The sequence below is a fragment of the Nostoc sp. genome, assembly GCF_036919555.1.
Lineage (GTDB): Bacteria > Cyanobacteriota > Cyanobacteriia > Cyanobacteriales > Nostocaceae > Nostoc.
The window spans coordinates 47,241-68,223 of sequence record NZ_JBALCS010000043.1 but is presented as its reverse complement, the minus strand read 5'-3'; the positions used below and the strand labels follow the sequence as shown (position 1 = coordinate 68,223).

Here is a 20,983-nt window from a genome sequence, read left to right as displayed (position 1 = left end):
GTCAATCGAATATGCTGCCATCTCTAAATAATCTGTTTTTTTACATCTTTCAAGTTTACAATCTTTGTGGCTGGTTTGATATCAAATTGCTGTAACTATTGCTTTTGTGATGTGGGCTACTTCTAATAAGATGGGTGCGATTATTACCTCCCGTCTAGCCGCTTCACTAGTTAGACTAACACGAGCGATCGCATCTTCTAGGCGTTGGCTTAAGTCTGGTAGTCGAGTCAGTAATTCGGAAGCAGCGACAGGTAAATTGATTGTTGCTTTAGTTAAAGTTACCCCTAATTCCCGCAGAATATCGGCGGGAGCGAATTTCATTTGGAAATAGCTGCGGAATGTCTAGAATTCATTTGGTTTAAGATCGGGGGACAGTGACGTTCAGTCATCGTAAAATCCGCAGTTATAATATTAGAATTATTTTTATTCGTTTTATTGGAACAGATCAAGAATACGATAACGTAACTTCAGCCTTTGAACTCGGAACTTGAGCTTCGGAACTCGATACTTCAACTTCAGAACTCAAAACTTCAAGTTCGGAACTCAAAACTTGAGCTTCGGAACTCGGAACTTGAACTTCAGAACTCGAAACTTCAGGTTTGAAAATGAACTCCACCCGTTCTGAGTCAAAAGGTGGAGTTAATAAGTTGGAGAGTTGGTAAATTTTCCTCACAAATGACAACTAACTAAATACGCGACTTGACAAATTTCTCTAATCTATCCATTCCCTTTTCAATCGTCGCCATATCTGTGGCGTAGGAAAGGCGAATGTTGTCATCAGCGCCAAAGGCAATTCCGGGAATGACTGCAACTTGATGTTTTTCCAGCAAGGCGTCACAAAATTCTAGGGATTTTAGACCGGTTTTGCTGATATCAGGGAACAGATAAAAAGCGCCATCTGGTTTTGCGGTACTCAATCCAGGAATGGCGTTGAGTCTGTCTAACATTACCTGTCGCCGTTTGGCGAAGGCTTGGCGCATTTCTTCGACACAATCTTGATGACTTTCCAAAGCCGCGATCGCACCATATTGGGCAAAGGTACACACGTTAGATGTACTATGCCCTTGAATGGTACTCGCGGCTCTAATAATTTCCACTGGCCCTGCTAAATAACCAAGTCTCCACCCAGTCATCGAATAAGCTTTCGCAAACCCATTACTGATCAAAGTGCGGTCAAAAATTTCCTTCCCTAGAGAACCGATGCTGATATGTTCTGCACCGTCGTAAAGAATCTTTTCGTAAATCTCATCAGAGACGACAAAGATATCTGCATCAACTATTACCTTCGCTAGTGCTTTGATTTCATCTGGCCTATAAACCATCCCTGTGGGATTAGATGGGGAGTTGAGGATAAATAACTTCGTCTTCGGCGTGATTGCTTTACGGAGTTGTTCGGGAGTAATTTTATAACCCGTCGTTGCATCTGTAGAGACAATCACCGAAACTCCACCGACCAAAGTCACCATTTCGGGATAACTTAGCCAGTAGGGTGCAGGGATAATTACCTCATCACCTGGATCGATCAGTGCCACTATCAAGTTGTACAGAGAATGCTTACCGCCATTGGTGACGATGACATTCTCTGACTTATAATCAAGACCGTTATCAATTTTAAGCTTACGGGCGATCGCTTCCCTTAACTTTGGTTCTCCAGCTGCTGCACCGTATTTGGTTTTGCCTTCTTCCAAAGCCTTTACTGCTGCGGCTTTAATATGCGCTGGAGTATCAAAATCTGGTTCTCCAGCGCTAAAACTACAAACATCTATTCCTTCTACCTTCAGTGCCTTAGCCTTGGCTGCGATCGCTAAGGTTAATGAAGGTGTTACCTGACTTACTCTTGCTGCCAGCTTCATTCTTACTATTTTTGGCAAATCTTTCACTGATCTAAGGATATCCCAGAATCCCCACCAAGATTTGCTTTTTCTGAATTCGTTGGAGATTCCAGAGTAAAAGCATCTCAATTAAGCTTGACACAAGGACTCAGAAGAATTTAATGAACCTATCCCACTAATAATATTTGTGCTACAAAGCTTAAGCTTATTGAGAACTGAAAACGAAAAATCAAGGTTTTCAAGCACATTTTACGAAAAGAAGTAGGGGGTTTTTGAATAGTGGGATAGGTTCATGTATATCCAGAATTAAGAAATAGATTTAAACTTGCTTGCACTCTTAGAAACCTTAATATTACTGCTTTTAGAGAAATTTATGGATGAATATGCTATATGAGCGATCGCTAAAAAGCAAGGAATATTTAAAGGTAGGGTCTAGAACGTCAGCACTGTTTAAAATTGAGTTAGAGCACAAAAGTGAGAGTAAAACTATGTACACAAAATCAAAAAATAGTCTTCAAAATAAAAAGCTTAACGCCAATTCTTACATTACAATCGATGATGATAAATTCCCGCCAGGTAATGTAAGAATGTACGCAATTTCTTTTGATATGGATATTGAAAGTTTGAGACAATCCTATAGCGACCCTTACAACAATGCCTATGGTGAAATTAAAAAATTACTTTCTTCACACGGTTTTACTAGACAGTAATGAAGTGTTTATTTTGGTAATGAAAGTGTTAACGCTGTTACTTGTGTTTTAGCTGTTCAAGACTTATCTAGAAGACTACCTTGGTTTCCAGTATCAGTAAGAGATATAAGAATGTTAAGGATAGAGGAAAATAACGACCTCTTGCCAGCCGTTCAAGCAAATTTACCTAATCCATAGTTTTTACATCATTGTTAGCAGCGATGAAACCTGATGCCTAAGCACACCGTGGTTAATACCTACGGTGTGAAAATGTTTTTACATAAAGGTTTTAGAGTATTTGGTAGATTATATACAGCAACCAATTTACAAAAATAAGTATCTATGAATGATGAGAATAATCAAGGGTTAGTCAAAGCTGTAGACAGATTGACACAACAAATTAAAAAGTTAACTCAACTAATAACGGGACTTGTTTTTTTATTTCCGGGTGTATATCTTTCTAGAATAACCCCGCCTTCTGATATATTAGGAATTGTTGGAAATATTACATTTATAATTGGAGGTTTTATTTATTTGATTAAGATTATTGATTAAATAGAATATCTCAATTAAACCTCTCTACACAAACATCTATTTTCAATTAGCCAAAAATATTATGTAGCTAGAATTCTAGGACTCGATCATTGATTTAAATAGGGTTTAGATAAGTCTGAAACTTTCGGATGTGCTTGCCATAGTTAGGGATCAGTCACTCGAAATTACGAATAATTACCAATTCTTGACCCTTGACTCTTAACAATATAATCTATGTAGTGTTTTAATTTTAGGAAAAACTAACTGTTTATATGCGATTCAATAAACTTTTCATCGCATCTTCTCTGTTAATTACTGGTCTTTTTATACCTAATGCTGCCATTGCTCAAAATCGCGGTACTCCGGGTCAATTTGATTTTTATGTACTGACACTCTCTTGGTCGCCAGATTATTGTGCAGCAAACGGTAGCCATGACCCGCAGCAGTGTGGTTCTGGAAGGAAACTTGGTTTTGTACTGCATGGTTTGTGGCCGCAGTACCAAACTGGTTATCCTGCTAATTGTTCCACGCAAAAATTACCGTCGGAAGTAAAGCAGCAGTTTCCCAATTTGTATCCTAGCAATAAACTTTACGATCATGAATGGGAAAAACATGGTACTTGTTCGGGGAAAACTCCTGCGGAATACTTGGGATTGAGTAAAAAGTTAAAAGATGCGATCGCTATTCCCGCAGCTTATAATCGCCCTAATAAACCCTTGCGTACCACAATTACAAATTTTAAAAATTCATTTGTGAACGCTAATAATAAAATTACTGCTGATGGTATAGCACCTTTTTGTTCTGGTTCGGGAAGATTTTTGCAAGAAGTCTTCTTTTGTTATTCCAAAAATGGTGAAGCTGGTATTTGTAGCGCCGAGATTTTGAAGCGATCGCAAAAAAGTTGTGGTCAACCAGACTTTTTACTGAGAAACGTTAGATAACAATTGGGCATGGGGCATTGAGCATTGGGCATTGGGCATTGGGCATTGGTTATTCTCCTCTGCTGCCCCTGCCTTCCCATTCCCCACTCCCAACAAGTATGATTTGAAGTTACTTAATTTACTTTTTACCATTCCTTATTTATTTCTTAACTTATCTATCCTAATCTTCAAATGTAATTAGAACCCATTTTTATTTCGAGATAGTAGACGCAATCAGAGAATCTATTCAAGGAGAGGTTATATTTATAACCATAATTTTTTGAGTAGTTCGCACAATTGCAATAATCCCAGGTTTTTTTCTTAGTTTTAATAGTTTTTTTTGTCACACAACTTGTTTTTGTCAGATTGCATTCTTGTCTTTTATTGGGAGTGCTAAATGGAATATTTATTTCTGGCTTTGGCGCTGGGTCTAGCACTCAGCTTTGAATTTGTCAATGGTTTTCATGATACTGCAAATGCAGTTGCTACAGTTATTTACACTCATAGCCTGAAGCCAAACATCGCCGTCGTCTGGTCAGGCTGTTGGAACCTAATTGGTGTGCTGACATCAACTGGAGCGGTTGCTTTTGGCATTGTTGCCCTGCTTCCCGTTGAGTTGGTAATTAATGTTGGCTCAAGTGCAGGGTTTGCAATGGTGTTTGCACTTTTGATTTCGGCGATCATGTGGAACTTGGGAACTTGGTACTTGGGCTTACCTGCATCCAGTTCACATACGCTGATTGGCTCGATTATGGGTGTTGGTTTAGCAAATTCATTGTTATCTTCGGGTCATGTCTTTGGCGAGGGCGTGAATTGGGCAAAGACGCAGGAAGTTTTCACATCTCTACTGGTTTCGCCAATTGTTGGATTCACCTGCGCCGGACTGCTATTACTGCTGGCGAAGAGACTGATCCACCGACCAGAGTTGTACCGTGCGCCAGAAGGGAATAAAACACCACCGCCTTGGATACGTGCTTTGTTAATCTTGACATGTACTGGTGTGAGCTTCGCCCACGGTTCAAATGATGGTCAAAAAGGTATGGGTCTGATCATGCTGATCTTAGTGGGCATTATACCGGGTATGTTTGCACTGAATATGGATACCGATGCCAGAGCGATCGCTCAGTTGGCCGCTACGTCCAACTCTGTGATTCCAGTGCTGCAACAACAAGTGTCTGGAACATTCTCAAAAAGCCAAAACATCACAGATGAGCTTTCCAACTTCCTCAAACCAACTGGCGAAGCCAACGATAAAACATTCGCAGCCCTAGCCGCCCAGAGTCGGACAATTGGAGACAAGCTTGCTGGTAAGACTAGTTTCAAGCAGCTTTCACAGGATGAGCTTGGCTCATTACGAACCGATATGTATCTAGTCGCTGGAACAATTGGGAAGCTAGACAACCAGAAAAAATTAACTGATGCCAAACAAGAAGAGGTGCTTACCAGCTATAAGAAGCAGTTGGATAAAGTAACCAAATTCATTCCCAATTGGGTGAAATTTGCCGTTGCCATTGCACTAGGTCTTGGCACAATGATTGGTTGGAAACGCATCGTGGTGACAGTGGGTGAAAAGATTGGCAAAGACCATCTTACCTACGCTCAAGGAGCTTCCGCCGAGTTAGTAGCTATGACAACTATAGGTGCTGCGGATTACTTCGGTCTGCCAGTCAGCACCACTCACGTCTTGTCATCTGGTGTAGCGGGTACAATGGCGGCGAACCATTCTGGTTTGCAAGTGGACACCTTGAGAAATATTCTCCTAGCCTGGGTGCTGACACTGCCAGTTTGCGTACTGCTTGGTTCTGCTACATACGCCGGGAGCTTGTACATAGTCTTGAATATTCTGGGTTTGAAGTAGGGAATGGGGAATGGGGCATGGGCATGGGGAAAAATTAAAAATTACCTCTTTCCCTCTGCTCCCTGCTCCCTGCCCCCTGCTCCCTGCTCCCTGCCCCCTGCTCCCTGCTCCCCACTCCCTAAGCGATCGTCACATCCGGCGACAAATAAACATCTTGAATGGCGTGAAATAGCTTCACACCTTCCTCAAAGGGACGCTGAAAGGTCTTTCGCCCAGAGATTAATCCTGAACCACCAGCACGTTTGTTAATTACAGCCGTGCGAACTGCTTCAGCAAAGTCATTTTTACCAATCGCGCCACCAGAATTAATCAGTCCCACACGCCCAGAGTAGCAATTCAGTACTTGGTAACGAGTTAAATCAATTGGGTGATCGGTTGTTAATTCTGTGTAAATCCGCTCATCGGTTTTGCCGTAACTCTTACCAGTAGCTTTGGCAACTGCACCGTAACCATTGTTATTTTCTGGTAACTTTTGTTTAATTATGTCGGCTTCAATCGTCACACCCAAATGATTTGCCTGTCCGGTGAGATCAGCAGCAAGGTGATAATCTTTATCTTGTTTAAAAGCGTTGTTCCGCAGATAGCACCAGAGAATAGTTACCAAACCCAGTTCATGGGCGCGTTTAAAAGCTTTGCTGATTTCCTGAATTTGTCTAGTAGACTGGTCTGAACCAAAGTAAATTGTTGCACCTACAGCGGCCGCCCCCAAATTCCAAGCTTGTTCCACATCAGCAAACAATACCTGGTCAAATTGATTGGGGAAAGTCAGTAATTCGTTGTGATTGATTTTGGTAATAAAGGGAATTTTGTGGGCATATTTGCGCGAAACTATACCTAATGTCCCCAAAGTGGTAGCAACAGCATTGCAACCTGCGGCGATCGCTAGCTTGACAATATTTTCTGGGTCAAAGTAAATTGGATTAGGCGCAAAAGACGCACCTGCTGAGTGTTCAATCCCTTGGTCTACCGGTAGAATAGACAGATAACCTGTGTTTGCCAGACGACCAGTAGAATAAAGTAGCTGGAGATTACGCAATACTTGGGGATTGCGATCGCTGTTGAGCCAGATTCGATCAACAAAGTCTGGCCCTGGCAAATGTAGTAAATCCTGAGAAACTTTTGCTTTGTAGGTAAGCAGGTTTTCTGCCTCTTTACCTAGTAATGACTCAATAGAATTAGCCTCTTTGAGCGTTGTAGTCATAGTATTATCCTCAAAAATTGAGCAAATGACCTTGCTTTTAAGATAGCATTTCTAACATTGCTAACCTATTTGTACGGTCATTAATTATATGTATTCTTTCTGAATATATAGCAATTTTATTTTATAAGTGAAAATCAAAAGGCTGAGATTCCCCACTGATTTTAAGAAGTCGGGAATCTTGTTGTGAATGATTAAGTAGGGCTATACTACCGGAAGTATTCAATCAACTTTCAGAATTGATGTTTTCAACTTCAGTTACCAAGGTTAAACAGTACAATTATACTATCTTAGACTCATAGCTGAAAATTGAAAAGCCATCTTCCCCCGATTGTGGTAATAATTTTGAACAGAATAAATATAATTCCATGAGTAAGTTTCAAATCGATATCGACTTCAGCAATATAGATTTAGCTTCCCTTGAGACAGAAGAGGATTTTCAAAGAGAGGCAAAAATATTACTACCAAAGGTACTGGTAAAACTAGGTGAAAGTGTAGGTGAAAAGACTTGGGAAGAATTACAGGAAAAGCTGCAAGGCACTGGAGGTAAACTCAAATCTTCTCCAAGCGAGAAACGTAAATTTATTCAAGAAACCGGAAGAACTTATCAACGAAATGCCAGTAACAGAGAAAGACAAGAACTGGAAGACTACATAATAGAGCAATTACGCCAGCACAAGCAGTAAAGATCCACCTAAGCCCTACGTGCTGACTTGAACAATTAACAACCCCTGCATCACCGAATTTTGGAAAATGGAATTGAAGATTCAAAAGCGTTCGACTGAGCGCTCACGCCGAAGTCCAAAATTTAAAAAGGTCTGAGACTTGCGAATTTAAACGCGAGAATAAATCTAAAATTAAATAACAAGCCCCTAACTCCCTGACTTTAGCACTTGTCATTACCCACATTTTTGTAACAGTCAAAGTATCGCGTCCACCGATATCCCGCCCAGAACTTAAGTTCTGCGGCTCATAGCTTAAGTCCACTTAAGTGGACTGAAATTTTCCCTAACACACATCTAACCATCTACATGACTTAAAACCTTGTATTTATTCCTCTTGAGAGGACTTAACCTATTAGCCTCGGAATTTATGACAAGGCGGGTTGGTAACGAAGCGAGAGATTAAAAAGATATGGGTAACGACAAGGACTTTAGCATGGGGTCAATCTAAAATTTAAAATCTAAAATCCAAAATTGTGTGACTACCCACACTACCCCAGCCGCTACTAGAGGTACGCTGAGGTTATCTGTACCGTGGGGTGAGATTGCTTCTGCTAGGGTTGCGAAAGTAGCAGTTACTACCGCCGTTAACAAAGCCCATCCTAAACCTAAAGGCGTTGCTAGGGGACTCAGCGACGAACTAGGTAGCAGCAACAGCACCAAGAAAATCACCACTGTACTCGCTACAAACATTGCTGCTGAACCCTCCCAGGAACGCACAGAATTTCCCACTTGGTATTTATGCCGCCCGAAGCGTCTGCCGATTAATGCTGCCAATGCATCACCCCAGGTCATCGCCATTATCCCAGCAACAGCGATCGGGGCGCTATCAACTGGCCCATCTGGTCGCCACAGTAGCCCGAACAGCAGCGTTACTGAGATAGCGAAATAAACCGTACCAGGTGAGCTATCTTGGGTATCCATTGCGCCAATGATTCGGTAGCGGTAAAATAGGTAGTTGAGTCCGATAAAGGTAGCAAAAGGGATAATTCCGATTTCCCAGTGGTTAAACAGCAGCAGCACGCCGAAAACCCACATTCCTGCACCAATATGGATTACTTTGCGGGTCAAATCTGGATTCACACCAAACAGTCTACGCAGTCCCTCGCCAATAACAAGCAGACCAGTAGCGTAAACATAAGAAATTGCTAGCCCGATAAAATCATTTGTCATTCTCCGCGTCTCCGTGTCTTTGCACCTTCTTCACTCTGACAATTCAAGCTCGCGTTAAACCTAACCCCCTTGCCGATGCGGCAAGGGGGAAAATTCAAAGTCTCTCTCCTTGTACGAGAGAGAAATAGAAGTGAGGTTTTCCAGATACCGTGAAAAGTCTGCTTCTTCACTTAGGTCGATCGCTATTTCGTCTCAGGTTCTTTTCTACTAACGAAACGCTGCCAATACCTTGAAGAATACCACGACCGATTAAACCTAAACCCCGACCAACTATTTGGGTAAGAATGAAGACTATACCGCTACCTACAAATGCTAATAGTGATTTTAAACGCGGTGCGATCGCATCACTAAATTCTAGGAGCAATGTCACTACTAAAGGAATATTAGAAAGTCTTACTAACTCCTGATTTCGAGGAGCATAAACTGAACTATTGGCAATGCCGCGAGGTGCAATTACAAATAACTCATACCGACTTTCAAAAACTGCTTTTGGCTCATTTATATAATTTCTTAATCGATATTTCCACGACAAATCATTTCTAAATCGTTCAATCTCTCTTGTGGAAATCAATTGCCGTCCATAAAAATTTTGCTTAATCTCTTCTACATCTGCTAAAGAATTTAGCAGTGGTTGCACTACCCCATTCGCTACCTGAATCAACAAGTTCTCTAAAATCATTAATGCTTGGGACTTGGCTTCAGCGCTGACTACTGGATAGGAGGTATTATCAATGTTTAATTCTGTTTGAAATAGTAGATAAGAATACAACTCACAAACTAGCGGAATTTTATTGAGAATATCTCTTTGCACAACCTCAGTATTTCGCAACAATAAATTAACAATTTCTATATTTTGCTCACCTAATTTTATCCGAGAAAACTTTCCAAAAAAATCTGTAATTGCTGCTTGCCATAAATCGCTTGTTAAGGTATTTTTAACTTCATATAATTGATTGATCTCTATTTGAGAAGCACGCAGTTCATCCAACTGTTCAGCCAATTTTTGCAGGATCAGATAAAGTAATTCCCGTTTTTTATCTTCACGAAAGATGTCAATTTCTAAAGGTACATCTGTTACATTTTGTAAAGAAAATTGAAGTTTGGTAACGCAAGATGCAAATAAGTCAGATTCTAGTGTTCCTGGACTAAGTAAAGGTGATACAGTTTGCCTTTGTTGAATGGCTCTACTCAAGGAAGGAGTCAGAGGCGACTCATCAGCAATGGGGGTATGTTCCTGTTGCCTTTCTTGTGATGAAACCAACAACCGATTTAGCAACCAACCAGCCGCTAGCAGTTCTCGCCGCCGTCCAGCTAGAATTGCTCGATCTAATACTGGTAGTCCGGGAACTTGTAATTGTGCTGTGACTACGGCTAGGGTAGCCTCAATGTAAGCAATTCCTGACAAACGTAAATTATTTCGCAGTCTAAAAAAGGGGAGTGGGGAGGAGACGCGATTAATCGCGTCTGTACAGGAGTTAGGAGTTATTATTGCTTCGGTATCCTGAAACCAATAGGAACCACCATCTGCAACTTCTTGCATGGCGGCGACTAACTCAGGAAGTGGTGTGCCTTTGGGACAGTAGCCATTTACACCAATAGATTTCGCAGCCAATAGCAGTCCTTGTTCTTGCACAGAACTGAGGAGCAAAATTGGCAGGTTGGGATATAAGGCTCTGAGTTGCCGACAGAATTGTAAACCTAGCTGTTGACTGGTGGTGGAGCGACCATTACCGAATTCCAAAACCACTAAATTTACCTGGTTAGGGTCTTTTTGGGCAATTTCTGCTAAAATCTGCAAGGCAAGAGTGTAAGTTTCTACCACTGCGATCGCTTCCAGGTTAGGAATTGCTTCCAGACCTACCCGTAATCCCAAAAGAAAAATTGGGTCTTGGTCGATTAACAATAATTTTAGAGGGCGATCGCTCATAATTTACTCAGTTACACAAGCACTGTTTTTTAGCAATCAGAAAACAGCTTTGATCCAAAACTTTGTCTTTCCCATTGTTACCTGTTTTCGCAAACTGATAAATCGATCATAATTGCCATAGGCAGCCGTCACTGTGTAATTAAATGAACTTTAGTATTCGGCACTGGTTGGCAGAACGCCATATCGTAATCAATCAAATCAGCGGATTTTCAACAGGGCAATTGGCAGGTATTGCCTACCGAATTGTTCAGGATATGGAAGTCAAAAGCCTGATGCCTTTTGATATCTGTACCTTGGTAGAGGTTTTAGAACTGCCTTTTGGGATTGTTCGGGAAGAAATCAGTGTCATTTCTCAGTTGACAGAAAACCTGTTGCGTAGCCTCAGCCAAAAAAAACCATTAAAACGTAACGAAGGCACATGGCTAGCGTTTCAAATTGCCTATCTCCAGGTTTTGCAAGCAATTCTAGAGCAGGAAGAAAGGCTACAAAGACCGTGGCTAGACCGGGCAAGTATACCCATTCAACCACAAATACTTAAAGAGGACGTGGGTAAACTTGTCCTCCAAGATCCGCAACTGCAAGGATTACTGAAAACTCTCAGCCCAGGCAAATTGACTGACACTCAAGCAGAACAAGCACTATCTTTGGTTGCAGATTCATTACTAGTACAACAAATAAATAATGCTGCGATAGCTTGGTTAGTTGCTAATGGTGCAGAGGAACCTGAAGCTAAACTCTTAACACAGCGTTTAGTCAACTCACTTCCTGGTCATTTACTGGTAGTCGTTACCGAGAATGCTGCACCTTTAGCCCAACTGCAAAAATTTTTCCGTTTGGGGATTTCATTATCCCCCAGTTTGACCACCCCAGAAGTTGGTTCTACAGTCGGTGAGAAAATTGATTTGCACCGAGAACATTACCGTGCCAGTTTGATTCAAAACCTGAGTATGCCGTTGCTGATGGAATCCTTTGCCCTTAAGGATATCTATGTGCCACAAAAAGGCTTACCAATAGAGGAAAGTATTTCTGAGCAGGATAAAAAAACTATTAAACCACTTGACTTAAAGACATGGGCGCAGCAACAGCTAACTGATTTAGAAACGATCGCTGTCATTGAGTCGGAACCTGGTTATGGAAAAACTAGTTTTTGCCAACTTTGGGCAGCACAGGTAGCACAAGAATTATACCCTACTTGGATGCCTGTATTAATTAGGTTACGGGATGTAAAATATGGTAAAACTTTAATCGAAACCCTGAATTCTGCTTTTCCGATTAATCTTTCAACTTGGTTAGAGCAAGAAAATCCCCGGTGTCTGTTACTGCTGGATGGTTTGGATGAACTACCTCCTTCTGCCCAGGGTATAAAGGCACAAGCAATTTTTATTCACCAATTACTGAACTTTCAATCTCAGCACCGACACAAAATTGTGTTGACGAGTCGCTCAACGACATTACCGGAAATCGTCTCTGAACTACCGCAATTGTTGAGGCGAATTATAATTCAGCCGTTGGATGCGGAGGAACTCAAACAATGGTTTCAGCAATGGGCAAAAGTGCAATCGTTGCCCATTGCCCAAAATTTCTTTACATTCTTAAAACAGACAGGCTTATTTGTGAGCCAATCAAAATCAAAAGACTTATCTGTCCTTGTCCGTCAACCTCTAATGTTGCATTTATTGGGCATTTTACACCGCGACGGACTACTAGATGATGAACTATTGCAATTAGCTGCTAATACCCCAAAGTCTTTTCTACTATGGGAAATTTATCATCGCCTGAGTCGATGGTTATTGGGCTATCCGCTAATTGGCGGTATTAAGACAATGCTACTGCGCTCAGGATCGGCTCATATCAACCGAACTCCAGAAGCGATCGCTAATTTACTCGCTGGTCGTCATTCCCAAGATTTACTTGAGCAGATGCAAGCGATCGCTCTGAAAATTTTACACTCGCAACGTCATCAAATTAATGTCGCTGAGGAATTAAATACTCTACCAGGGTTTTATTTTAAAATTCGGGATTTAGAAAGCTCAGGCAAAGCCGCAACAGAAAGTAGTTTAATTGAGTTTTCGCATATCAAATTAGGAGAATCTCTTTGTGCAGAAGCTATTGCTGCCCAACTTAAATTTCTGACTCAGTGCCAAGATGAGGCTTATGGTACGCTCACTTTTGTGCTTGATTCTCCCAATAGCGTAGCCCAGCATATTTACAATTTACTAGGTTACGGGATACTTAGCCAAGAAATTGAAGAACTGGCGATCGCAGGATTGCGCCAGCAACAAAAGCAAAAATTTTCCTTTGAAGTTTTGTTTCAACGTCTTTTGTCTTTCTGGCGTGCTTACTGTCAAGGTCGTTGGTTAGATGAAGGCATAGCCCACAAAGCTTTGACTCATTTTCACGCACTGCAAAACCCGGTGAATGTTGAGCAGGTGAATGCTGCTGTGGGACTGAATGTGTTTTTATTGCTTTGTGCTTGCTACCGAGAAACAAAAGTTCCTTTTTGGCCTTGTGGTAATCCAGTCAATTTGGCAGAATTCAATCCAGAGGCGCTGAGTGCGCTAATTTCTAGGACAACGGTTTTGCATAAGAGTGCCTTCGCAATCCGAATTAAGTCTCTGGCTGGACTCAACTTATCAGGAGCCTCTTTGTTGCAAGTGATATTAACTGGGGTAAATCTTGAGCAGACAAACTTATCTAATGCGGAGTTAATCGGGGCGAATTTAGCTGGAGCCAATTTGCAACAAGCAAACCTCGCAGGTGTGAACCTCCAACAAGCAAACCTCGCAGGTGCAAACCTCCAACAGGCAAACCTTACAGGTGCAAACCTCCAACAGGCAAATCTTATGGGGACGAATCTTGATTGGGCGAATTTTACCAACGCCTGTTTATTTGATGCCATTCTCGCTGAAACTGACAAAAAAATGGCCGCTGATAATGGTGCTTTGTTCTCCAAAGAGTCGTTTCAAAGACAGAAACATTTGCGTAGTTTACCGCCGCAGGCATCGCAGCAGCCCTCCTTAAACACCGTAAAAATCACAGAAAACACAGATGCTAATTGGAACAACACCCCTGCGAGCGGACTAATTGAAAGCTGCGAAGGCGCGATTTTACCAGTAGATTTATATGATGATGATGATGATGATGATGAGACAGTTTTTGGCAATAACTCCATTGATGAGACTAATGGTTATTAAGTTTTATTGCCTAGTGAAGCTATAATCCCAACTAGAGAAGACTCCTAACTTCTAACTCCTGTACAGACGCGATTAATCGCGTCTGTACTCCTAACTCCTAACTCTTATGAGCCTTCTTGCGGGTTACGGTAGCCAAAAAAGTTAATACTGTAGTCAGTAATTCGCACTCCTGTTTCTTCTTCAATTTTGCGGATCAAATCTTCTGGAAGTTCCACATGAACATCAAGAATTTGATTTGTATCCACACAGTTTATATGACTGTGAGAGTCACTGATATTACCGTATAAACGGCCATCACAACGTTCAATACACTCAATGATATTTTGACTAGATAATGCTTCTAAATTTTGATAAACAGAAGTGTGACCGATCTCTTTACCTTCTAGATTCAAGCGATCGTAAATCTCTCTGGCAGAAAGATGTTCATTTGCTTGCCAAAGTAATTCTAGAATAAAGCGACGCTGACGACTGACGCGCATACCCAGGACTTGACACCGATCAAGCGCATCTTCTAGGGAACGAATTGGTTTTGTAGAAATTGTTTGTTTTTGCATATTTTACAGCTTGTTAACTGTTGAGGGAATTTTCCCATCTAAATGTTTATTGGTTATTTAATATATGCAATGATATTGCACACCGCTCTTTTACCTGTACTTGTGTTTTTGCTTTTGATGCTGCGGAAGTCACAGGTGGCGATAATGATTTTTTTGCTTGTTGACGGCTACTTTATCAGACCTTAATCTAAAACAAACTCATTACAACTTTAACTTAAAATTGCTGTAAATGTCCACCTTGGCGCAGGCGTTGCCTTTCCCAAGTAGGCTAATTCTAATGGCATACCATGTTAATCGTGTAGTAATTGTTGGCGTTGCACAAATGCGGGATGAATCAGTTAAATACGGGTATTTCCGTATACTCAAAATAGTTAAGTATAAATAAATTGAGTATTTAAGGATATCTACTGATTTGGAATAGCATAATGTTTTTCGATCTAGTCGTGCGAGATAATGACGTAAACGGGTACTTCTATTATGCAACACCGCCTAATAGGCTAGAGTTCTTTGCTAAAGCATTAAAATTTATAACACTTCAAAACTGAAGTGTCACTAGTGGGGATACTATTACAAACTAAGCAGTTTTCGCGTGACTTCACGTCAATGCGAGGTTCAAAGAGACTGCACCGGAAAATAGTAGAGGTTAGAGCAATGGATGAGCGTCATCGTTACTTACAAATCGCTCTAATTATTGTCGTCGGAATTGTCTTTTTACTGATTTATCCTCTGATGAAGATATGGGCATCAGGCTGGTTATGGCAACCTGGTCAGTACGAATATGAACAAATGATCGTTGGTGTTTATGCGACGCTTGGTGTCTTTTTGCTGTTGGCTTCTCGACAACCAGAAGCGAACCTCAGTTTAATCTGGTTCACTGTTTGGTCAAGTTTAGTCCACGGGCTAATTATGGTGGTACAAGCAGTAATTGATCCTGCTGAACGTGGACACCTCTTTGGTGATGTTCTAGCATTATTATTGGTGGCAATTGTCCTTGCCTTCCTGACGCCGCGCAAAGTGGTATCTAATAATTCGTCAAGAAAACTTTGTGTTACTGAAAGTCCATCTAGCGTCAATCCCTGAAAGCTGCTACTGTAGATTGTCGATCCTACACTTGAGCATCAAGAAAGTGGCTGCTGAATCAATGACAATTGCGATCGCACTCAATAACGACTTCATTAACAATCTGGATCTCTCGCCTGCGTCAACGGTGATTGAACAACTGCTGCAAGATGGGGTGGTGTCCCATGAACAGCAGCTACGCTTTGATATCAATTACGATCTCGAACCTACCGATCCACGAGAACTATCAGAAATCCCAGAAGTGCGCCTGTGGTTTGTGCGCCTAGATGCCAAATACCCTTGGTTGCCATTTTTACTAGATTGGAAAGCTGGGGAATTCGCTCGTTATGCCGCCATGCTTGTACCACACCAGTTCAGTTCCCAAGAAGGCATTCAGTACAATCCTGAAGCCTTAGAAATATTTTTGATGCACAAAATCTTTATTTTAGGTGATTGGCTAAAACAGCAGGACATCCCCAGCCTATCACGGCTGAAGTCCATGGCCCAAATGCTGGGTTATGAATTAGATGATGCTTTTTTTGGGATATTTTAAATCCCCCACTGATTGCATTCAGAATACAGTATACTGTATTCTGTATTCTCTTTTAAACTAATGCCTTTAGTAAAGCCTGAAGTTTAAGTTGCACCTCTGCAAACTCCTTGTGAGGATCAGATCCAGCCACGATACCAGCACCAGCATACAATCTCGCGCGATCGCCATCAATTAATGCTGAACGAATTCCCACAATAAACTCGCAGTTCCCCTGAGAATCTATCCAACCCAGAGGCGCAGCATATAAACCCCTTTCAAAGCTTTCATAACGACGGATTTCCGCACAAGCAACGTCTCGTGCTGCACCGGCGACGGCTGGTGTAGGATGCAATTGTCCGACAATCTTTAATGGATGTATGTTAGGAGGAACCATAGCACTTACTGGTGTCCATAAATGCTGGATGTTAGATAATTGTCGTAGGCGGGGTGCTAATATTTGAGGTGATAAACCTAGCTGGAATAGAAGTTGAGTTATAAAATCAAGTACCAGCGAATGTTCGTGCTTTTCTTTTTCACTATAACAATACGCTTGGGTTAAGGCTAGCACTCTTTGTCAAAGTCATTTTTTTTAACGAACCGCAGAGGCGCAGAGAAGCCAGTGCGCCCTTGCGGGTTCCCCGACTTGTAGCAACTGGCGCGACACAGAGAAAAGAAAGAGAAGGAAAAAATTGCTTAACTGAACTGTATTGTTCCATATAAAGAATTCCACTAATTTTTTATGATTATCGGTAAAAGCACAAAAATTGTGTGGCATTAAGTGGATTGTTATACAGACAATCTAAGCGAGTAAAATTGTACTTCTGCGAAATTTCATCAAGAGTTTTCTGAGTTTCAGGAAAATCACTTGAAGAAATATGGTTTGCTAACATTAAATACTCTTGGGGAGTAATTAAAGACCAGTATTTTTGTAGGTTATCTAAATAACATCTAAGGTAGGTTTCTCGATCTTCTCCTTCTTTACGAACAACATCAATGAGAATAAAAACACCGTTAGATGTGAGGAGATTCTTAAGCTGACCAATAATCGAGTCTTTTTCTTCAAGGCTTAAATGGTGGAGAACAAAAGAGCTTAGAATAATATCGAAGCTATTTTGCTGACTTGACATCAATTCAGGAACAAATTGGGAAAGATTACCTTGGGTAAAGGTTGTGTCGCACTGAATCTTTGCCATGTTATTCTTAGCAATCTCTAGCGCAGGTATGGATAGGTCTATGCCTTGGTACGAAGTAATAGTGCTATTTAACAAAGCCTGGGCAGTAAAGCTAGCATCGCCGCATCCCAAATCAAGCATTTTAAAGGGTTGTTGGAAGTGTCCAAGCAGCAACTCGCGCAGTGTAGAGTAAATTTCACGGTGTCCCATGTAATTGTTATCGAGTATTTTCTGGTAGAGTTTCCACTGTTCGTTAAAGAACTCTTGAGGCGGGAAAAGCCCTTCTTCACTACTTTTAGAAAGCTTTATATCTAACATATTGCTTATTTTCTTTAATTAAGGGTGGTGGAGCAGCATCTCTAGTTGATAGGGTTCCGTAAAAAGCCACAATATTTTCATATTATCCAATTAATCACTCCAACTCTGAGCTGTTAAAAGTTTTAATTAGGCCATGCCATCGGTGATCATTTAAGAAAACCTCGTGAAAGGCTCCCTTAGTGTATTGACTAATTACCTTGCTCCAAAAGGCTTGTGCGCCTAAGTTCAAAGCCGTCTGCCGTACCTCCCAATTACCGGGAAACTGGTCGAAAATTTCAGTCGCTACCTGTTCACCAATGCCTTGACTTCGACACTTCTTGAGGATAAAGAACTCGGCAATAGACATAGCATGGTTATCTCGATGAAGGTAGATGTGCTGATTAACAAGTACAAACCCTGCCAGTTTATCATCAACTTTAACCAAAAATGGGTGTCGCTCAGGTTCTGTCCAATAGTAATCAAGATATCGATAGCCAAACAAGCCGCAGGCATCTACATCTTTAGCTTCTATCTCACTCAGGTCATACTGGTATAGTTCCATTAAATTACATAGGACTGACTTCTGTTCTTGAGTAGCTTTTACTACTTCTATTTTCATACAGAGAAATCTTTGGATGTTTTTTAATTTGGAATCTTTTTAAACTAACGCTTTAAGTAATGCCTGAAGTTTAAGTTGCACTTCTGCAAACTCCTTGTGAGGATCAGATCCAGCCACGATACCAGCACCAGCATACAATCTCGCGCGATCGCCATCAATTAATGCTGAACGAATTCCCACAATAAACTCGCAGTTCCCCTGAGAATCTATCCAACCCAGAGGCGCAGCATATAAACCCCTTTCAAAGCTTTCATAACGACGGATTTCCGCACAAGCAACGTCTCGTGCTGCACCGGCGACGGCTGGTGTAGGATGCAATTGTCCGACAATCTTTAATGGATGTATGTTAGGAGGAACCATAGCACTTACTGGTGTCCATAAATGCTGGATGTTAGATAATTGTCGCAGGCGGGGTGCTAATATTTGGGGTAATAAACCTAGCTGGCATAGGCGTTGTGTAATGAAATCAAGTACCAGCAAATGTTCATGCTTTTCTTTTTCACTATTGAGTAAGCGATTGGCATTAGCTGCATCTTCAGCAGGGGTTTTACCTCGTGGTGCAGAACCAGCCAAAGCATCAGTGATTAACTGTTGATTATTAATACTAATTAATCTTTCTGGGCTTGCACCAATAAAGTTTTGTCCTTTGCCATTACTGGTAGAAAAAATATAACAATTAGGATGTATTTGCCTAAGATTATTTAAGGATTTAACTAAATCAAAGTGGTTACTTGACTTGACATCTAATATATCTGCTAAGACAATCTTACTTAAATGACTAGACCGAATTTTTTCCAAAGCAGATACTACTGAACGTTTAAATTGAGCAGCGTTCGTGACAGATTTTTTGTAGAACTTTCCTGGGAAATAATCAATATTAGCTGGGTAATATTCTAAAGATTGGATAAATTCAATTTTATTTTGCAGATTCTCTAACAATCTTTGAATATTTACATTTGCATTGATAATTATATTTGTTACTAATATACAGCGCTGATTTTTTACAGCTACTTGCCAACGTGGAAGAAAGATGGTAGCAGATGGAAATGGATAATCTACTTGGGTATTTTTATCAAAAAAGCTGAAATAACAAAAAAAGTGAGGCCCAGAAAAAGGTTGGTTAGCGTTACCAAAATTAATTATATTGTTTAGACAAGATTTGATAAAATATTCTGCTTGAGTGAAACGGTCTGCGCCATCAATCTGTAATTTTGCTACAGCATCAATTGCCGCGATCGCTTCTCCTTTACCTCTGTTCTCAAAGTAAAAATTTATTTCATTTGCTTGTGTAAGTTTATCTAATACAAGTAAAGGATCAACTAAATCGATCTCTTGGGAGATACTGACAATTTGCCTGGAATTATTTTTGAGGCACTTTTCTTGCACTGCTACCAGAAATTGATATAAATCTTTGTGCTCTACAAAGAAGTTGCTACGACATGGTGAAACTGTCATGGATTTAACGATAGTAAATTTTTTTTAAGTTAACTTCCTAAAGTCTAATTAATCGTGGTCGTATTTCTACAGGTAACATATTAAGTTATCATTTCACCAGCGTAGGATTTGCCTTGTTCGTGGTGTTCCTAGACCCTGACAAGTCAGTTCCAGCCTTGGGCTGCAACCGTGAGGGTGGAGTGTTAACAACGCAAGATTAACCAGCTACAGTAAAAGTGGCAGTTGTTTTTAGGTGATGAATATCTAGCATCTCTTTACATCATAAAATCTCAAGTGTGAGTAATATTCCAGCAATTTAATTAATCACCACTGATGACTACCAAGCAGATTTTATATCCCAACACTAAGTTATGGATGGCAGCGATTAAACCGCCAATGTATAGCGTTGCCATTATGCCCATTTGGGTAGGAACAGCAGTAGCATTTGCCGAAACTAAAGTTTTAAACGGTGTAGTATTTTCTACTTTTGTAACTGCGGCAATCTTAATTCTTGCCTGGGAAAATATCACTAATGATGTCTTTGATTCCGAAACAGGTATTGATCAAAATAAGCACCATTCTTTGGTGAACTTAACAGGTAATAAGCCATTAATATTTTGGATAGGAAATTTGTGTTTAAGTTTGGGGTTGCTGGGCATAGTAGCGATCGCCTTTTGGCAACAAGACTTAACTGTTATCGGTATAATTTTGCTCTGCTGCGGTTTAGGTTATATGTACCAAGGGCCTCCCTTTCGCTTAGGATATCAGGGTTTAGGCGAGATTCTTTGCTTTTTTGCCTTCGGCCCTTTAGCAGTGGAGGCAGCATATTACAGCCAAACCCAAACTTGGTCAATGACAAGTTTAGCAGCTTCAGTGATTGTTGGGATTGCCACAACCTTAATTTTGTTTTGCTCACACTTTCACCAAGTTAAGGATGACATAGCGGCAGGCAAGCGATCGCCTATCGTCCGTCTAGGAACCCAAAAAGGCGCTCAACTCCTCGTTTGGTTTACTGGTAGCATTTATCCCCTCACCTTGCTGTTTGTGCTGTGGGGAATTTCTCCACCTTGGACATTGCTGAGTTGGGTGAGTTTACCCTTTGCCTTCAAATTATGTCGCCACGTCCAAGAAAATCACAACCAGCCGGACAAAGTTAGTAACTGTAAATTCATCGCCGTAGCCGTGCATTTCTGGAGTTGTTTGTTGTTCGGTTTGGGATTTATGCTTTAAGGCATTGGGCATTGGAGCAGAGGGAGAATAACTAATAAA

The 20,983-nt window shown here is 40.9% G+C and carries 20 protein-coding genes and 1 pseudogene; 9 read left to right on the top strand and 12 right to left on the bottom strand.

Annotated features, from left to right (window positions below; all coding sequences use genetic code 11):
* Nucleotides 1-81: 81 nt before the first annotated feature.
* The 3 genes from V7K36_RS13275 to V7K36_RS13265 all read right to left on the bottom strand — a co-directional run bounded on the left by V7K36_RS13275 (nucleotide 82) and on the right by V7K36_RS13265 (nucleotide 1,853).
* Nucleotides 82-321: a hypothetical protein gene (locus V7K36_RS13275; RefSeq protein ID WP_335116354.1), complete on the bottom strand. Its 240-nt coding sequence runs from the start codon at nucleotides 319-321 to the stop codon at nucleotides 82-84.
* 124 nt (nucleotides 322-445) lie between these two features.
* Nucleotides 446-673, bottom strand: coding sequence for a hypothetical protein (locus tag V7K36_RS13270; RefSeq protein ID WP_335116352.1), 228 nt, complete (start codon nucleotides 671-673; stop codon nucleotides 446-448).
* 13 nt (nucleotides 674-686) lie between these two features.
* On the bottom strand, nucleotides 687-1,853 hold the full coding sequence (locus tag V7K36_RS13265; protein ID WP_335116356.1) for a pyridoxal phosphate-dependent aminotransferase: 1,167 nt from the start codon (nucleotides 1,851-1,853) through the stop codon (nucleotides 687-689).
* A 356-nt stretch (nucleotides 1,854-2,209) separates the two neighbouring features.
* On the opposite strand from V7K36_RS13265, the gene V7K36_RS13260 reads away from it, so the two are divergent.
* The 4 genes from V7K36_RS13260 to V7K36_RS13245 all read left to right on the top strand — a co-directional run bounded on the left by V7K36_RS13260 (nucleotide 2,210) and on the right by V7K36_RS13245 (nucleotide 5,833).
* Entirely contained in the window at nucleotides 2,210-2,542 is a 333-nt protein-coding gene (locus V7K36_RS13260; protein WP_335116350.1) for a hypothetical protein, read from the top strand.
* 321 nt (nucleotides 2,543-2,863) lie between these two features.
* The gene (locus V7K36_RS13255; RefSeq protein WP_335116348.1) at nucleotides 2,864-3,076 is read left to right on the top strand and encodes a hypothetical protein; all 213 of its coding nucleotides are present in this window, start codon (nucleotides 2,864-2,866) and stop codon (nucleotides 3,074-3,076) included.
* A gap of 251 nt (nucleotides 3,077-3,327) precedes the next feature.
* The gene (locus V7K36_RS13250) at nucleotides 3,328-3,996 is read left to right on the top strand and encodes a ribonuclease T2 family protein (protein ID WP_335116347.1); all 669 of its coding nucleotides are present in this window, start codon (nucleotides 3,328-3,330) and stop codon (nucleotides 3,994-3,996) included.
* A 376-nt stretch (nucleotides 3,997-4,372) separates the two neighbouring features.
* Nucleotides 4,373-5,833 carry an inorganic phosphate transporter gene (locus tag V7K36_RS13245; protein WP_334825761.1) on the top strand — a complete coding sequence of 487 codons (1,461 nt, stop codon included), beginning with the start codon at nucleotides 4,373-4,375 and terminating at the stop codon, nucleotides 5,831-5,833.
* 118 nt (nucleotides 5,834-5,951) lie between these two features.
* Here the strand turns inward: V7K36_RS13245 and V7K36_RS13240 are convergent, their stop codons facing one another.
* Nucleotides 5,952-7,034, bottom strand: a complete 1,083-nt coding sequence (locus tag V7K36_RS13240; protein WP_334825763.1) for a class I fructose-bisphosphate aldolase — start codon at nucleotides 7,032-7,034, stop codon at nucleotides 5,952-5,954.
* Nucleotides 7,035-7,399: 365 nt separating this feature from the next.
* Between V7K36_RS13240 and V7K36_RS13235 the strand changes: the two genes are divergently transcribed.
* Entirely contained in the window at nucleotides 7,400-7,717 is a 318-nt protein-coding gene (locus tag V7K36_RS13235; RefSeq protein WP_335116345.1) for a hypothetical protein, read from the top strand.
* A 483-nt stretch (nucleotides 7,718-8,200) separates the two neighbouring features.
* Here the strand turns inward: V7K36_RS13235 and V7K36_RS13230 are convergent, their stop codons facing one another.
* Together V7K36_RS13230 and V7K36_RS13225 are read right to left on the bottom strand one after the other, a co-directional pair.
* Nucleotides 8,201-8,926, bottom strand: coding sequence for a diacylglycerol/polyprenol kinase family protein (locus V7K36_RS13230; protein ID WP_335116343.1), 726 nt, complete (start codon nucleotides 8,924-8,926; stop codon nucleotides 8,201-8,203).
* Between the two features lie 166 nt (nucleotides 8,927-9,092).
* Nucleotides 9,093-10,853: a DUF3685 domain-containing protein gene (locus V7K36_RS13225; RefSeq protein ID WP_335116341.1), complete on the bottom strand. Its 1,761-nt coding sequence runs from the start codon at nucleotides 10,851-10,853 to the stop codon at nucleotides 9,093-9,095.
* 143 nt (nucleotides 10,854-10,996) lie between these two features.
* Between V7K36_RS13225 and V7K36_RS13220 the strand changes: the two genes are divergently transcribed.
* Nucleotides 10,997-14,047 (top strand): pentapeptide repeat-containing protein, encoded by a 3,051-nt coding sequence (locus tag V7K36_RS13220; RefSeq protein ID WP_335116339.1) that lies wholly within the window; start codon nucleotides 10,997-10,999, stop codon nucleotides 14,045-14,047.
* Between the two features lie 104 nt (nucleotides 14,048-14,151).
* On the opposite strand, the gene V7K36_RS13215 is transcribed toward V7K36_RS13220, so the two are convergent.
* Both V7K36_RS13215 and V7K36_RS13210 read right to left on the bottom strand, forming a co-directional pair.
* Nucleotides 14,152-14,601: a Fur family transcriptional regulator gene (locus tag V7K36_RS13215; protein WP_335116337.1), complete on the bottom strand. Its 450-nt coding sequence runs from the start codon at nucleotides 14,599-14,601 to the stop codon at nucleotides 14,152-14,154.
* Nucleotides 14,602-14,964: 363 nt separating this feature from the next.
* Nucleotides 14,965-15,084: pseudogene (locus V7K36_RS13210) on the bottom strand (IS1 family transposase); the annotation flags it as partial.
* A 168-nt stretch (nucleotides 15,085-15,252) separates the two neighbouring features.
* Between V7K36_RS13210 and V7K36_RS13205 the strand changes: the two are divergent.
* Entirely contained in the window at nucleotides 15,253-15,681 is a 429-nt protein-coding gene (locus V7K36_RS13205) for a DUF6632 domain-containing protein (protein ID WP_335116335.1), read from the top strand.
* A gap of 61 nt (nucleotides 15,682-15,742) precedes the next feature.
* Entirely contained in the window at nucleotides 15,743-16,213 is a 471-nt protein-coding gene (locus tag V7K36_RS13200) for a CRR6 family NdhI maturation factor (RefSeq protein ID WP_335093462.1), read from the top strand.
* 52 nt (nucleotides 16,214-16,265) lie between these two features.
* On the opposite strand, the gene V7K36_RS13195 is transcribed toward V7K36_RS13200, so the two are convergent.
* The 4 genes from V7K36_RS13195 to V7K36_RS13180 all read right to left on the bottom strand — a co-directional run bounded on the left by V7K36_RS13195 (nucleotide 16,266) and on the right by V7K36_RS13180 (nucleotide 19,735).
* Nucleotides 16,266-16,760 (bottom strand): chorismate-binding protein, encoded by a 495-nt coding sequence (locus V7K36_RS13195; RefSeq protein ID WP_442948460.1) that lies wholly within the window; start codon nucleotides 16,758-16,760, stop codon nucleotides 16,266-16,268.
* A 175-nt stretch (nucleotides 16,761-16,935) separates the two neighbouring features.
* Nucleotides 16,936-17,682, bottom strand: a complete 747-nt coding sequence (locus V7K36_RS13190) for a class I SAM-dependent methyltransferase (RefSeq protein ID WP_335116333.1) — start codon at nucleotides 17,680-17,682, stop codon at nucleotides 16,936-16,938.
* A gap of 94 nt (nucleotides 17,683-17,776) precedes the next feature.
* Nucleotides 17,777-18,280 (bottom strand): GNAT family N-acetyltransferase, encoded by a 504-nt coding sequence (locus V7K36_RS13185; protein ID WP_335116331.1) that lies wholly within the window; start codon nucleotides 18,278-18,280, stop codon nucleotides 17,777-17,779.
* A 39-nt stretch (nucleotides 18,281-18,319) separates the two neighbouring features.
* The gene (locus V7K36_RS13180; protein WP_335116329.1) at nucleotides 18,320-19,735 is read right to left on the bottom strand and encodes an isochorismate synthase; all 1,416 of its coding nucleotides are present in this window, start codon (nucleotides 19,733-19,735) and stop codon (nucleotides 18,320-18,322) included.
* Nucleotides 19,736-20,047: 312 nt separating this feature from the next.
* Between V7K36_RS13180 and menA the strand changes: the two genes are divergently transcribed.
* A complete protein-coding gene (menA, locus tag V7K36_RS13175; protein WP_335116328.1) occupies nucleotides 20,048-20,944 on the top strand; it encodes a 2-carboxy-1,4-naphthoquinone phytyltransferase in 897 nt (298 codons plus the stop codon).
* The last annotated feature ends 39 nt before the right edge of the window (nucleotides 20,945-20,983 follow it).